General features: G+C 49.1%; 12 protein-coding genes. 5 read left to right on the top strand and 7 right to left on the bottom strand.

The window, feature by feature from the left end:
* The first annotated feature begins 32 nt into the window (after positions 1 to 32).
* Positions 33 to 1,493 carry a phospholipase D family protein gene (locus tag H2P46_RS13230; RefSeq protein ID WP_193405492.1) on the top strand — a complete coding sequence of 487 codons (1,461 nt, stop codon included), beginning with the start codon at positions 33 to 35 and terminating at the stop codon, positions 1,491 to 1,493.
* 33 nt (positions 1,494 to 1,526) lie between these two features.
* Here H2P46_RS13230 and mdoC read toward each other — a convergent pair whose 3' ends face one another.
* A complete protein-coding gene (gene mdoC / locus H2P46_RS13225; RefSeq protein WP_193405491.1) occupies positions 1,527 to 2,651 on the bottom strand; it encodes a glucans biosynthesis protein MdoC in 1,125 nt (374 codons plus the stop codon).
* 269 nt (positions 2,652 to 2,920) lie between these two features.
* On the opposite strand from mdoC, the gene H2P46_RS13220 reads away from it, so the two are divergent.
* The 3 genes from H2P46_RS13220 (at position 2,921) to H2P46_RS13210 (ending at position 7,392) form a co-directional block, all read left to right on the top strand.
* Positions 2,921 to 4,456 carry a glucan biosynthesis protein G gene (locus H2P46_RS13220; protein WP_193405533.1) on the top strand — a complete coding sequence of 512 codons (1,536 nt, stop codon included), beginning with the start codon at positions 2,921 to 2,923 and terminating at the stop codon, positions 4,454 to 4,456.
* Complete coding sequence (mdoH, locus tag H2P46_RS13215) at positions 4,449 to 7,001, top strand: glucans biosynthesis glucosyltransferase MdoH (RefSeq protein ID WP_193405490.1); 2,553 nt, start codon at positions 4,449 to 4,451, stop codon at positions 6,999 to 7,001. Before H2P46_RS13220 ends, mdoH begins: the two co-directional genes overlap by 8 nt.
* A gap of 151 nt (positions 7,002 to 7,152) precedes the next feature.
* Entirely contained in the window at positions 7,153 to 7,392 is a 240-nt protein-coding gene (locus tag H2P46_RS13210; protein WP_193405489.1) for a YceK/YidQ family lipoprotein, read from the top strand.
* On the opposite strand, the gene H2P46_RS13205 is transcribed toward H2P46_RS13210, so the two are convergent.
* The 4 genes from H2P46_RS13205 to H2P46_RS13190 all read right to left on the bottom strand — a co-directional run bounded on the left by H2P46_RS13205 (position 7,383) and on the right by H2P46_RS13190 (position 11,174).
* Positions 7,383 to 7,784, bottom strand: a complete 402-nt coding sequence (locus tag H2P46_RS13205; protein ID WP_193405488.1) for a MysB family protein — start codon at positions 7,782 to 7,784, stop codon at positions 7,383 to 7,385. The genes H2P46_RS13210 and H2P46_RS13205 overlap by 10 nt on opposite strands.
* Positions 7,785 to 7,806: 22 nt before the next feature.
* Positions 7,807 to 8,612, bottom strand: a protein-coding gene (locus H2P46_RS13200; protein ID WP_193403474.1) for an IS5 family transposase whose coding sequence is annotated in 2 segments (ribosomal slippage) — positions 7,807 to 8,259 and positions 8,262 to 8,612 — 804 coding nt in all. Because the reading frame shifts where the segments join, the coding sequence is not laid out codon by codon here.
* 807 nt (positions 8,613 to 9,419) lie between these two features.
* Complete coding sequence (locus H2P46_RS13195) at positions 9,420 to 9,686, bottom strand: hypothetical protein (RefSeq protein WP_193405487.1); 267 nt, start codon at positions 9,684 to 9,686, stop codon at positions 9,420 to 9,422.
* 564 nt (positions 9,687 to 10,250) lie between these two features.
* Positions 10,251 to 11,174: a Kdo(2)-lipid IV(A) acyltransferase gene (locus H2P46_RS13190; RefSeq protein ID WP_193405486.1), complete on the bottom strand. Its 924-nt coding sequence runs from the start codon at positions 11,172 to 11,174 to the stop codon at positions 10,251 to 10,253.
* Positions 11,175 to 11,418: 244 nt separating this feature from the next.
* Here H2P46_RS13190 and trhO point away from each other — a divergent pair, with 244 nt between their 5' ends.
* Positions 11,419 to 12,468 carry an oxygen-dependent tRNA uridine(34) hydroxylase TrhO gene (gene trhO, locus H2P46_RS13185; RefSeq protein ID WP_193405485.1) on the top strand — a complete coding sequence of 350 codons (1,050 nt, stop codon included), beginning with the start codon at positions 11,419 to 11,421 and terminating at the stop codon, positions 12,466 to 12,468.
* Positions 12,469 to 12,888: 420 nt separating this feature from the next.
* On the opposite strand, the gene solA is transcribed toward trhO, so the two are convergent.
* Together solA and bssS are read right to left on the bottom strand one after the other, a co-directional pair.
* On the bottom strand, positions 12,889 to 14,007 hold the full coding sequence (gene solA / locus H2P46_RS13180; RefSeq protein WP_193405484.1) for an N-methyl-L-tryptophan oxidase: 1,119 nt from the start codon (positions 14,005 to 14,007) through the stop codon (positions 12,889 to 12,891).
* 96 nt (positions 14,008 to 14,103) lie between these two features.
* Positions 14,104 to 14,358, bottom strand: coding sequence for a biofilm formation regulator BssS (gene bssS, locus H2P46_RS13175; RefSeq protein WP_193405483.1), 255 nt, complete (start codon positions 14,356 to 14,358; stop codon positions 14,104 to 14,106).
* Positions 14,359 to 14,376: the final 18 nt, after the last annotated feature.

Here is a 14,376-nt window from a genome sequence, read left to right as displayed (position 1 = left end):
ATAAAATTAACTGAATCATCCAGTGAATCGTCATGACCGAAGCTTTTGACTTACATCCGTCCCGTTCACACCTTACCTGGCTGGAACAGCGGCTTGTGACACGGAACGCGCAATATGCCGAATTCAGCGGCATTTATCCGCTCAGTGACGGGCTGGAGGCCTTCGCTGCCCTCTATACGTTGATTGAAAAGGCTGAACGCTCACTCGATATTCAGTATTACATCTGGCAAAACGATATGTCGGGCCGGTTACTGTTTAGCGCATTGCTGGATGCCGCCGAACGCGGCGTGCAGGTACGTTTGCTGCTGGATGACAACAATACGCCGGGCCTGGATGAGACCCCGGCGCAGCTCGATCGTCATCCCAACATCACCGTGCGGCTTTTTAATCCGTTCTCTTTTCGCACCTTGCGTGCGCTGGGTTATCTGACTGATTTCGCCCGCCTTAACCGCCGCATGCATAATAAAAGCTTCACAGTTGATGGCATCACGACGCTGGTTGGCGGACGTAATGTGGGCGATGAATATTTCGGTACTGGCAACGAACCTCTGTTTGCAGATTTGGATGTGATGGCCGTCGGGCCGGTCGTTGAGGAGGTCGCGAAAGATTTTGCAGACTATTGGAACAGCAAGCCAGTCTCGCCGCTGAAAAAGGTGCTGGAGGAAACGGACGATGACAAAAGCGCGGTGCGCTTGCCGGACGCGTGGCGTCACAGCGAAGCGGTGCAGATTTATCTTCAGCGGCTGGATACCTCGGATTTTGTCAGTCAACTTGAACGAGGCAAACTGGAATTAACCTGGGCGAAAACGCGCTTGCTGAGTGACGATCCACGGAAAGGGTTGGGTAAAGCCAGGCGCAAAAGCCTGCTGCCGCAGCGCATGCTGGAGGTGATTGGCACGCCACAACGCCAGTTCGACATCATTTCGGCCTATTTTGTGCCAACCCGTGCGGGCGTCGCACAGCTGCTGACGCTGAAACGTAAAGGGGTGAAAATTGCCATCCTGACCAATTCACTGGCAGCGAATGACGTATCAATTGTGCATGCCGGTTACGCCAAATGGCGGAAAAAACTGCTGCGTCACGGCATTGCGTTGTATGAGCTAAAGCCGCAGGCGGCTTTGCAGGATGCGCCGCATGATCGGGGTTTGACGGGTAACTCCGGCTCAAGTTTGCACGCCAAGACGTTTTCGGTTGATCAACGAATGTTGTTCATTGGCTCGTTTAATTTTGATCCGCGCTCAGCGGAGCTTAATACTGAAATGGGTCTGGTGATTGAAAGCGAAGCGCTGGCGAAGCAAACGCATCAGCGTTTTAGCCAATCCATGCGCGATCGTGCCTGGACATTACGGCTGGACAAATGGGGCAGGGTAAACTGGCTGGAATATCCTGGCGAGCCGCAGGAAGTGGTGCATAAACATGAACCGGGCTGTTCGTGGTGGCAACGATTGCAGGTGCGACTGGTGTGGCGCTTGCCCATTGAGTGCCTGTTATAAGAAAAAGCGATCCACTGCGGGATCGCTTTTTTGTTACTTGTTTTGCGGTTTGCCGGAAAACAGAAAGCGCAGCAGTGGAATGCGCTGGTGGATCTCATACAGCAGAAAAGCCAGACCAAACACCATCAGCAGACCAATGAAAAAGCCCAGCGTGTCATTGTGAATATGCGGGGTAACGTAAATCCCATACAGGAGTGTTAATGGATGGTGAACCAGATAGATAAACAGCGAGGCATTAACCAGATACATAATACGCGGCGAATGCGAGTTCAGCAGCTTGTGGCCGAAGCAGAAGCAGACGTTGAGCATGCACAACCCCATCAGGGTAGAGATCAGCGCATCCAGCTCATATAACCACCCTTCACCACTGCTCATCCGTTGATTGACGCAGTAAAGAACAAACACCGCAATCGCGCCAAAGCACATCACCGGATTAAAACGCACAAATAATTGCTTTAGCGTCTGATGCTTCCATGTCAGCGCGCCCAGCATGAAGAAGGGCAGATAAAACAGCGTTTGCATGACCACAATGCTGAACAAACCATCCATTAACCAGCCAGGCTGGAACATAAAGATTACGCGGCGGAACACACACCACAGCAAGGCCCAGGCCATGACCGCCAGCGTCAGCGTACCCCAGCCGACACGTTGATAATCAATAAGGCGTTTTTGATCGCGTAGCCAGCGAAAAGTGAGCATACCCAGCGTGGTCAGCACCACTAATACCAACAAAAACCAAAGGTGAGAGATCAGTTCCCACATCAGGTTATTAAATTTCTCATAGGGAGAAAAATGCTCCCAGTTGGCGAGTTTGGGCGCCCACGCTTTTAGCATGAAAAATTGCGGTAGGGTGATCAGTGGAATGGCTGTCAGCAACGGGATACCGACACGCTCCAGCCGCACTTTCAAAAAACGCTGCGGCTGATAGCGCAAATAGAGCATGTAGGAGAAATAGCCAGAGATAACAAAAAATACCTGCATCCGGAAGGCGTGAATAAAATCATTCAACAGCGTCAGCCATAATGAAGCTTCGGTACTATTTACTGCCCATTTTTGTGTGGAGTAAATCAGGGAAACGTGAAATGGCACCCCCAATAACATCAAATATGCCCGAATAGAGTCGAGAAAATATTCACGTTCAGGTTTTACTGTACTCATAAAGTTCCAGTTCGTTAGTACGTTGCGGCCGGTTTCGCCCTGAAACCGGAGTATGCCGGAGTGAAATTCTACCTGCGTTAAACAAGGTATACTATCAGTCAAATCTGTATCGTTTAATTGTCCTAAAAGCATCTGTCGGGCTGATGAACGCAGGGAACATTCTTTCGCATAAGCTGTCGGAAAACCGAATAATCCTTTAAGATAAACGGGTTTGATTTAAGCACACGAAAGGGGGAGATGTGCTGACTAAAGAGAAAAATAAAGCAGGACTGATGAAAGTACGCTGGATAGGTGCTGCAGTTCTGCTGGCGTTATACGCCAATAACAGCTGGGCGTTTAGCATCGATGATGTGGCCAAACAAGCCAAAGCGTTAGCAGGGAAAAGCTTCGAAGCGCCTAAAAGCAATTTACCCTCTCAATTTCGTGAAATGAAATTTGCTGATTATCAGCAGATCCAGTTTAACCACGACAAAGCGTATTGGGGTAAATTGCGTACGCCGTTCAAGCTGGAATTTTATCACCAGGGTATGTATTTCGATACGCCGGTGCAAATTAATGAAGTCACCGCCAGCTCGGTGCGCGAAATCAAATACAGGCCCGATTATTTTAATTTCGGTAATGTGAAACATGATGCCGACTCGGTTAAAAACCTGGGTTTTGCCGGTTTTAAAGTTCTCTATCCTTTGAATACCCCAGGGAAAGATGACGAGATCAGCAGTTTTCTCGGCGCCAGCTATTTCCGCGTTATTGGTGCGGGTCAGGTTTATGGTTTGTCGGCGCGCGGTCTGGCGATCGATACCGCGCTGCCTTCCGGCGAAGAGTTTCCACGCTTTAAGTCGTTCTGGATTGAACGTCCAAAGCCGCAGGATAAGCAGTTAGTGATTTATGCCTTGCTGGATTCGCCTCGTGCAGCGGGTGCTTATCGCTTTGTGATCCATCCGGGCAAAGAGTCCACCGTTGACGTGCAGTCGAAGGTTTATCTGCGCGATAAAGTAGGCAAACTCGGCATCGCGCCGCTGACCAGTATGTTCCTGTTTGGGACGAATCAGCCCTCGCCCGTCAATAATTTCCGCCCTTCGCTGCACGACTCGGATGGCCTGTCCATCCATAACGGCAACGGCGAATGGATTTGGCGACCGCTGAATAATCCGCGTCATCTGGCGGTGAGTACTTACACTATTGAAAGCCCGAAAGGTTTCGGTCTGCTGCAACGTAGCCGTGACTTCAGCGCTTATCAGGATCTTGACGATCGTTACGATCTGCGTCCAAGCGGCTGGGTTGAGCCGTTAGGCGACTGGGGTAAAGGCCGGGTGGAACTGGTTGAAATCCCTACTGCGGATGAAACCAACGACAATATCGTGGCCTTCTGGACCCCAGAACATCTGCCGGATCCGGGCAAAGAGATGAACTTTAAATACCGGTTGCACTTCACGCGTGACGAAAGTCAGCTGCATTCCAACGACACGGCATGGGTAAAAGATACCCTGCGTTCAGCGGGCGATGTGAAGCAGTCTAACCTGGTGCGTCAACCGGATGGCAGTATCGCTTTTACGATCGATTTCGTGGGTAAAACGATGAGTCAGATGCCGGAAAACAGCCAGGTTGCGCCGCAGGTCAGTGTGGGAAAAAACGCGGATGTCGTTGAACAGAGCGTGCGCTACAACCCGGTCACGAAAGGCTGGCGTCTGGTGTTGCGTCTGCGTGTGAAAGATAACAAGCAGCCAACCGAAATGCGTGCGGCGCTGGTTAGCGGCGACAAAACATTGACGGAAACCTGGAGCTATCAGCTACCTGCCAATGAATAAATTGACTTTTACATCTCAAAATTATGTGGAATCCCTGCCGCTGGATGCGGCAGGAAAAGCCCGTTTAAGCGCGTCGCTGCAAAATGCCGGCGCGTTTCACTTCATACACGAATCACTGGGCCAGGATGTGGCTGCCAGCGATCGTCCCGATGATGCGCCGCTGAAATCCGTTTCGTCGCGCGTGCAAATGGCCTGGCCAGAGTCACTCGCCGATGGTCAGCAGCTTGGCAAAGATTATCTCGATCGCACCACACTGAAGGCAATGCCGAAAGTAACGCGCTCGCTGATGTTTCCCGAAGCCTGGCGTACAAACCCGCTGGTTCGTGCCTGGTCTTCGTTGCGTGGACAAAAATCCGTGCCGCGCTATGCGAATGCCGATGAGCAACGCGCGGAAGAGAAGTGGCGTCATGTCGGTTCGATGCGTCGCTACACCTTGCTGATTCTGACTATCTTCCAGACTGTTGTCGCCACCTGGTACATGAAAACCATTCTGCCGTATCAGGGCTGGACGCTGCTTGATCCGATGGAAATGATCAACCAGAACTGGCAGCAATCGGTAATGCAGATTCTGCCTTACGTGCTGCAAACGGGCATTCTCTTCCTGTTCGCCATCTTGTTCTGTTGGGTTTCTGCCGGTTTCTGGACTGCCTTAATGGGCTTCTTGCAGCTGCTGATTGGGCGCGACAAATACAGTATTTCCTACTCAACGGTAGGCGATGAGCCGCTCAACCCTGAACATCGTACTGCGCTGATCATGCCTATCTGTAACGAGGATGTTGAGCGCGTATTCGCCGGTTTGCGGGCGACCTGGGAATCGGTCGTTCGCACCGGCAACGCCGAGCACTTTGATGTTTACATTCTGAGTGACAGCTACGATGCCGATATTGCCATTGCTGAGCAGAAAGCCTGGATGGAGCTGGTACGTGATGTTGGGGGCGCCGGAAAAATTTTCTATCGCCGCCGTCGCCGTCGCGTGAAACGTAAAAGCGGTAATATTGACGACTTTTGTCGCCGCTGGGGCAGCAACTACAGCTATATGGTGGTGCTGGACGCCGACAGCGTTATGAGCGGCGAATGTCTTACCGGTCTGGTACGTATGATGGATGCGAACCCTAACGCCGGTATTATCCAGTCGTCGCCAAAAGCATCAGGTATGGACACGCTCTATGCGCGCTGCCAACAGTTTGCTACCCGGGTCTACGGTCCGCTGTTTACCGCCGGTTTGCACTTCTGGCAGTTGGGCGAATCGCACTACTGGGGCCACAACGCCATCATTCGCGTGAAGCCATTTATCGAACATTGCGCGTTAGCCCCGTTACCGGGAGAAGGTTCGTTTGCCGGGTCGATTTTGTCGCATGACTTCGTTGAAGCAGCGCTGATGCGCCGTGCCGGATGGGGGGTGTGGATTGCTTACGACCTGCCGGGTTCTTATGAAGAATTGCCGCCAAACCTGTTAGATGAACTGAAGCGTGACCGCCGTTGGTGCCACGGAAACCTGATGAATTTCCGTCTGTTTCTGGTGAAAGGGATGCATCCGGTTCACCGTGCGGTCTTCCTGACCGGGGTGATGTCTTATCTGTCTGCACCGCTGTGGTTCTTGTTCCTGGCGCTGTCTACCGCCTTGCAGGTGGTGCATACGCTGATGGAGCCAACCTACTTCCTGCAACCACGGCAACTCTTCCCGGTGTGGCCGCAATGGCGTCCTGAACTGGCGATTGCGCTGTTCTCGACTACGCTGGTGCTGTTATTCCTGCCGAAGTTACTGAGCGTGGTATTGATTTGGTGCAAAGGCGCAAAACCTTACGGTGGCGCATTCCGCCTGTTCCTGTCACTGTTGCTGGAAATGCTGTTCTCGGTGCTGCTGGCACCCGTCCGTATGCTGTTCCACACCGTGTTTGTGGTCAGCGCTTTTCTCGGCTGGGAGGTAGTATGGAATTCACCGCAGCGTGATGACGATGCTACGCCGTGGAGCGAAGCCTTCAAACGTCACGGTTCACAGATGGCGTTGGGGATTGTCTGGGCAGCAGGCATGGGCTGGCTGGATCTCAACTTCCTGTGGTGGCTGTCACCGATCGTGTTCTCACTGATTCTGTCGCCGTTTGTCTCGGTGATGTCGAGTCGTGCAACGCTGGGTATTAAGAGTAAAAATGCCAAATTATTCCTGATTCCAGAAGAATACGAACCGCCGAAAGAGCTGCTGGATACTGATTTGTATCTGAAACTCAACCGTGAACGCGTGCTGGAAAATGGCTTTATGCATGCGCTGTTCCATCCGGCATTTAACGCGCTGGCAACAGCGCTGGCAACGTCCCGTCATAAGCAAAGCCAGCTGCTGGAACATGCCCGCGATCGCCGCGTTGAGCATGCGTTAAGCGATGCGCCAGAAAAACTGAATCGTGAGCAGCGCTTGCAGCTGATTAGCGATCCCGTTGTGCTGGCACGCGTCCATACGCGTTTGTGGGAAAACAGTGAGAAGTATCATCAGTGGGTTGAAAGCTATCAAAAGCTGAAACTGAATCCGCAGGCGTTGCTACAAAACGGTTAAATAAAACAAGCGGCAGAGATGCCGCTTTTTTTTGTCTGAAATTTGAAAAGACGACAAGTTAACGTGAACTTTACATTATACAGTGAAAAACCGGGTGTAACTTCTGTTCGCGGCTGGCTAAAATAACGTCAGTCCATTGTGAGTAAAGGTTGTGAATCATTTCTTAAATTTAAGTGCGTTAACCGTATCGATCGTATTGCTAAGCGGTTGCGGCAGCATTATTAGTCGTACCGTGCCCGGTCAGGGACACGGTAACCAATATTATCCCGGCGTACAGTGGGATATGCGCGACAGCGCCTGGCGTGTATTGACCATTATCGACCTGCCGCTGTCGCTGGTACTGGATACATTATTGTTGCCTGTCGATGCCAGTCACGGGCCTTATAAGTAGCTGCGATCCGAATCGCTATTATCGTCTTCCCACTCTTCTGCCGCTGCTTCGCCTTCTTCGGCGTCCAGCGGCGGTTCCAGTTGAAATTCACCTTCGTCCCACTCATGTAGCGTATTTTCTGCCAACCATTCCTGACGTAATTCGATTTCGTCGAAGTCACCCTCAAAGATGGCTTGCGCCGCTTCACCGCTGCGAAATGGCAGGCACTCGCCAGCTTCACCTTCTTCTTCAAAGAATTCAGCCTGCCACATAATATCGCCGTCCTGCATGACGTATTTCTGCAGGCCAAACTGGCTTACCGAGGCATCCGCTTCGTCAACTTCAGGGTGACTGGCGAGATATTCTTCACGTGCTGCCTCAATGGCTTCTTCCAGCGTTGAATATAATGACATACCTTTTCTCCTTGCTTAGAACCTATCCCAAAAGGATTTTATTCCAGACAATGATGCTGCAAGCAAAATGCAGCATCGCCTCGTAGTTTTCGACTTTCTTCTCCCATCGCGTCAGTATGCGGCGAAAGCGATTCATCCAGCTATGCGTTCTTTCCACAACCCAACGATGAGCCCTGAACTCGCTGTTTTTAATTGCCTCAGACTCCTCTTTCCCCGACTGGATATGAGGTTCATAACGACGAGCTTTCAAACAAATTTCCACCCATTCAGCCTCATAGCCTTTGTCCATACACAGATGCAGCCTGCGACCCGGCCTGCCGGTCTGTAGCGCGTCCAGCGTATCTTCAACCAGTTTTATGTCGTGGGTATTTGCCCCTGCGACAGCCAGCGAGAGCGGAAGCCCGTTCCCGTCGGTCATCAGGCTCCGCTTTACTCCCTGCTTCCCCCTGTCAGTCGGGTTGCGACCTGTTTTTTTGAGCCTGCAAGGGGCGATTTTGTCATGCAGCCATCCATCGACAACCATGACCAGTCAATGGCATCCCGCTTCTCGCAGGCAAGCAGCCCGTTTTGCCAGAAGCGTTCAAATACTCCAGCATCCCGCCATTCCTGAAAGCGGCGGTGGGCTGAGCTGGATGAGCAAATATCCGTGGCATTCAGGGCATTCCATTGGCAACCGGTTCTGAGCACAAAGAAAATGGCGTTCATTGCGGCACGATTATCAACACGTCTACGATGCGTGCCCAGCGGATGGTGGGTTTTATGTTCCGGGAGAAGTGGAGCCATTTTCTCCCAGAGTTCATCGCTGATCTGCCACTTGTTGCCCGCCATACTTCGCCCTCAAAAATTGCCATTATTTACGATCTGACAATTCCTTTTGGGATAGGTTCTTAGTCATGTTTAATTAGCAAGGATAGTCGAATAATAAGAATGGTAAACCGAAGGCAATGAAAAAATTTAATTCATTTTTGTACAGATGAATCAGCGACTTACGGTATCGCTAAAGATCTGGATGCTATCAAAGAGACCGTTAAAGCGGCTGTGAAAGCGATGTCTGTGAATATTGCACGCTATTCCAGGGCGTTACAGGGCCTGCCCTGTGCCTGGCGGACGGATGTCTGGTGAGAATAAGAGCCAGAAACCACCAAAGAAAATAAGGAATATCTTAACCCGCTTTAAATAAATGAGAGAATCCCTGATGAAGACATGATTTATTATTTTTTAGATGATTTAAATATCAAAAAATTATTCAGGTGGGGGTTAGCATTTTGTTTTTCAGGCCTGACGATTATCAATGTTGTATGTTTCCTGAAAGCAGGGTTGAGGCGATTTATAAAAAACAGTACTGGGAAGATAATTCTGACGTCTCTGACGTCTCTGACGTCACAGCATCCGGTCTGTTATGGCTTTAATGACACGCAGCTAAAGTAATTCTCTTTTTAGCCCTTCATCTTTATCGGGATTTTTAGAGAATATCACCTGATAACTTATGCGGGCATATTCCCGGTAGAGTCGGGTGGAAATGCGTTCATTCCTTTAGCGGGTGGACTGTTCAATAACATCAGAAAAGGCAGAGTGGTGTCGGGAAGCGAATAAGCTAAGCGGCGAGAAAATCAGTCATTCCCGCCGAGTGTAGCTTCACTGCATTTTTTGTGGAAAATGTAATACCGGGCGCACGGATTCGTGAATTAATGGCGCTGAATAGCGAATGCAGCATTTTATACAAGGTTTAACCTTTTTGAAGTTTATTCTGGCGATCGATAACGCCTGATTCAAATTATACAGAGTGCCAATGAAAACTACCTCTTCCTTGTCTGGCATGCGCTCGCACTCTTTCCGATGTAAATAGTGATAGCCTTCCTGAACCGGGCTGATTGTCACGTAATAGTAGATACCTTTATTCATATTATATTCCTGCAAGATATTTGCTGTGGGTAACCTTTTTAATTTTTTTAGGCACGCAGTTAATTAGCTAACTGTCACGGTTGAAACTACCGGTAAATAATGGGTTATTCAAATTCCATAAGAATATATAAAATCAATAAAATAAATGAAAAAGTAATATGTGTTCTTCTGTTTAAGACAATGCCTTGTAAAATAAGTTAATTTTTTTACACTGATAAGCGTTAGCAAAGAATTAAACATCATTAAATAGGAATATGCCTGGAAAAAAGAAAATCAGATCCATTTAAAGAAAATGAGATGCATTAATTTCTAATGCATAAGAAGCGTATAAACTGGGCGATGGCGGTTTCTGGTTAAAAATAGTTTAGAGATCATTAACCGGGTTTGAAACTGCCTGCATTATCGATGAGTAAATATAAACTATTTTCCCTTGTTCTCTGCGTCAGACTTCAGTTAATACTGGCCTGTATAAAGCAACAATAGAAAAGAAGAAACCAGGGAAAATAGTGGACCGGTTTTATGAGACGGAAGGGGTGTCATTTCCCCTTCCTTATCTGTTAGCCGTTAATAACGCGGCGGTTCGTTTTCCGGTCTGGTTTTGAAACGACGATGCAGCCACATATATTGCTCTGGCGCTAATAAAACGCCTTCTTCTACTATTTTATTCATATGCATTGCGGTATCAGCATCACTTTCAAGGGAAAATTGTTCGCTGACATCCGGTAGAATCATTAATTCATAACCTCGTCCTTCGGGCAAACGGCGCGGAACAAAAGGGATCACCGCAGGTTTACTGGTGCGTATCAACATATGTGTACCCACCGTAGTCGCGGCATTCTCAACAGCAAAAAAAGGTACGAACACGCTGCTACGTGGACCATAGTCATGGTCTGGTGCGTACCAGAGAATATCACCGCCTTTCAGGGCCCGAATCATGCCCTTGAGATCTTTTCGATCCAGCATACTTTTATTTGAACGCATGCGGCCATGTACCTGTAACCAGTCAATAAGCTTATTGTCATTTGGACGATAAACCCCAATGCCGGGATTATGAATGCCAAACATACGGGCACCAATTTCTAATGTCAGAAAGTGCATACCAATTAACAGCACGCCACGATGCGTGTCGCGTGCCTGCTGGATGTGCTCAAGCCCAGACGGCTTATGCCATTTGTTGATACGCCAGTCTGGCCAAAACCACGCCATCCCGGTTTCGATTAATCCCATTCCAACCGATTCAAAATTATGCTTTACCATCGCTTCACGATCGTTTACGGGCATCTGCGGGAAGCAGAGTTCCAGATTTCGCCGTGCAATATTGACGCGACGCTTCATAAATCGCATGCCAATACGACCAATCCCACAACCTAAAACATAGAGAAGCGGATAAGGAAGTAGCACTAAAATATAAAGAAAAATAACCCCCAGCCAGGTTAACCAGTAGCGGGGATGAAGAAGTTCACGCGAAAATTGAGGCAATTGGGTCATGTGGATGTCATTATCCTGCGTCACGCACCTTATGGTGCCGTTATCTCGTTGATTTTTCCTATTGTGCCAGTTTTTGCCTTGGGCTGAAATATTACAAGCAGTTGTAGCACGCTGCTAAGCATTGCAGACGAAACACACATTTGTCATGAATTGAGATCAATTTTCCGTATGCTCTTTGCATCCTGATGATTTCAGGTATCATGTGCGCGCTAAATTTCTTCTATTGATGACAGGAACGAACACCATGCCAGTGTTACACAACCTTGTTTCCAATAAAGAGCTGAAGGCGCGTATGTTGGCTGAAACCGAACCGCGCACCACTGTCTCTTTCTATAAGTACTTCCATATCGCCGATCCGAAAGCCTTTCGTGATGCGCTTTATCAGGGGTTAACCGGACTTAACGTTTTTGGTCGCGTTTATGTTGCCCATGAAGGGATTAATGCACAGATCAGCGTGCCTGCCAGCCTGTATGAAAAGATGAAGTCATTCCTTTACGGTTTTGACGCTGCCTTGAATAACCTGCGTATGAACGTGGCGCTGGACGACGATGGCAAATCTTTTTGGGTGCTGCGACTGAAAGTACGTGACCGTATTGTAGCGGATGGTATTGAAGATCCTACTTTCGATGCCAGCAACGTCGGCAGCTACTTAAAAGCGGCTGATGTGAACGCCATGCTGGACGATCCTGACGCCGTATTTGTCGATATGCGTAACCACTACGAATATGAAGTCGGACATTTTGACAACGCGATGGAAGTGCCTGCTGACACCTTCCGCGATCAGTTGCCGATGGCTATTGATATGTTGCAGGATCAAAAAGATAAGAAAATTGTCATGTACTGCACCGGCGGTATTCGCTGTGAAAAGGCAAGTGCGTGGATGCGTCATAACGGCTTCGAAGATGTTTATCATATCGAAGGCGGTATCATCGAATATGCCCGCCGTGCACGTGAGCAAGGCTTACCGGTACGTTTCAAAGGTAAGAATTTTGTTTTTGACGAACGCATGGGAGAGCGCATTTCAGATGATGTGCTGTCACATTGTCATCAATGTGGAGCATCCTGTGATACGCATGTGAATTGCGTAAACGACGGCTGCCATTTGCTGTTTATTCAGTGTCCGGCCTGTGCAGTAAAGTATGAAAACTGCTGTAGCCCGCTATGTCAGGAAGAAGCGAAACTCTCGCCTGAAGAGCAGCGCGCACGTCGCGCCGGTCGTGAAAATGGCAATAAAGTGTTCAATAAGTCGCGTGGACTGCTGAACATGACCATTCCAGCGCCGTTTAAGGAATAATCCAGGCCGCCTGGAGGCCCACTTCAGGCGGTCATTTTTTCCCGAGGTGCGTCTTCAACCCCGGTCAATAGCTGAAATTTTTGTGAGGCTGGGTCCAGATTCTGGCTAATATTGAAAACTCTCTACGCCACTTTGCCTTCTGCTTCACACTCTAAACGCCCCAGATATCTTTGCCTTTACCCAACAGATTCACTTCCAGCGTTAGCTGCCGAGAGTCACCATTTAAGGTAAAATTTATAAATTATTAAGCCTATTTTGCGGCATGTTATTGAGCAACGCTGGCGTAATTAACTGAGCGATAAATAAACCAGAATAAAAATTAACGTTACGGACGAAGGCAGCCCAAAAAAAGCAAAGTGGGATGTTTAAATGCGTCAGTTAATGTCAAACGGCGACCGTAATATTAAGGCCGCCTGCGGGTTACGAAGAAAAACGCGACAGTGAAAAGGGCGTGAGATCAAATGAGAAGGGCTTATTCTGGGCAAATTCAGCGGCTAATTCACCTAAAACGCTGGCAAATTTAAAACCGTGCCCGCTTAAACCGGTTATCACTAAGCGATTCTGATCGCCGAGTAAGGTATCAATAATAAAATCTTCATCGGGACTGAAATCATAACTACAGGCTTCACCGTGCAGGCAAACGCCAACGCCCGGCAAAAACTGACGTAAGAAACCAAATGCTTCGCTGCCATCCGCCGCTACGCTGCCGAAAGGTTTGCGATCGCTCGGTTGTTGCATTGGCTGCCCGCCATCGTGGCGTCCGACTTTTAATGCATTATTATCGGCAGGAAAACCGTAGAACTGGCTACCGTTTTCCATCTCAACGGTAAAGCCGGGAAACTGATTGTTTTCACTGTAACGCCCATCAGCCTGATACCAGGCGAAAACTTTACGTGTTGGCGTCACCGGTAAACCTAGGATCAGTGTGCTTACCCATGTCCCTACGCTGATTAATATTTTGCGTGAACGGAACGTGCCGTCCAGCGTTGTGACCTGCTGTAAATCACCGTCATAACCTATCTCGCTAACCGGACAATTAAACAATTGCGCGCAGCCCGCTTGTTCAGCCAGATGAATATAGCTACGCACCGCTTGCTCGCATTTTAAATAACCTGATTGAGGTTCAAACACGCCGAGATACCCATCGGGTACGTTTAACTGCGGCCAGCGTTTACGCACTTCATCAGCCTGCATCACCTGAACATTCAGTTGCCAGGTTTTGGCGCTCTCGATCACGTTATTAATAAAATCCGATTGCAGAGGGGCCAGGTTAAGTACACCGCTCCGGTGCATAATGCGTTCACCTGCCTGCTGTTCCAGCTCGTCCCAAAGCGTTTGCGCCCGCAGGACCAGCGGCACATAGCGCTCGCCTTCACCATACGCGTGGCGAATCAAGCGACTATCGCCGTGATGCGTGCCCTGGTTGTGCGGTGGATGGCTGCTGTCGATCATCAATACCGACAAGCCGGCTTGCGTTGCGTAAAATCCTGCCGCTGCGCCAATAGAGCCGCTACCTACCACAATAAGATCATAAATCATTGAGACGAAACTCCTGAAAAGGTCACACGATCAAAAGCATACCAGAAACAGAAACGAAAAAGGCACCCCGTGGGGCGCCTCTTGATGTGGCAGGAATTAATGTTTCTTAAGGAGTCGTTCTACCTGCTCGGCAGATTCTATCTTGGCGATGCCCGCTTCAAGGATAGAAATGAACTGCCTTGCCACATCCGTTGTCAGCCAGTAAGTAGGACCAACGTCTGCTTCTTCTTCTTTTTGCTCTTGCGATGAGAGCGAGTGCAGGCGGATCATCATGGCATCGTAGCTGTCAACGGTACTGATGTCCCAACCCACCAGTGAATGGGTCTGAATCACATCTTTATTTCTGTCCATTATAACCTCCTTATTACT

This window comes from Mixta mediterraneensis (genome assembly GCF_014946725.1).
GTDB lineage: Bacteria > Pseudomonadota > Gammaproteobacteria > Enterobacterales > Enterobacteriaceae > Pantoea > Pantoea mediterraneensis.
This window is presented reverse-complemented; position numbering and strand designations above follow the sequence as displayed.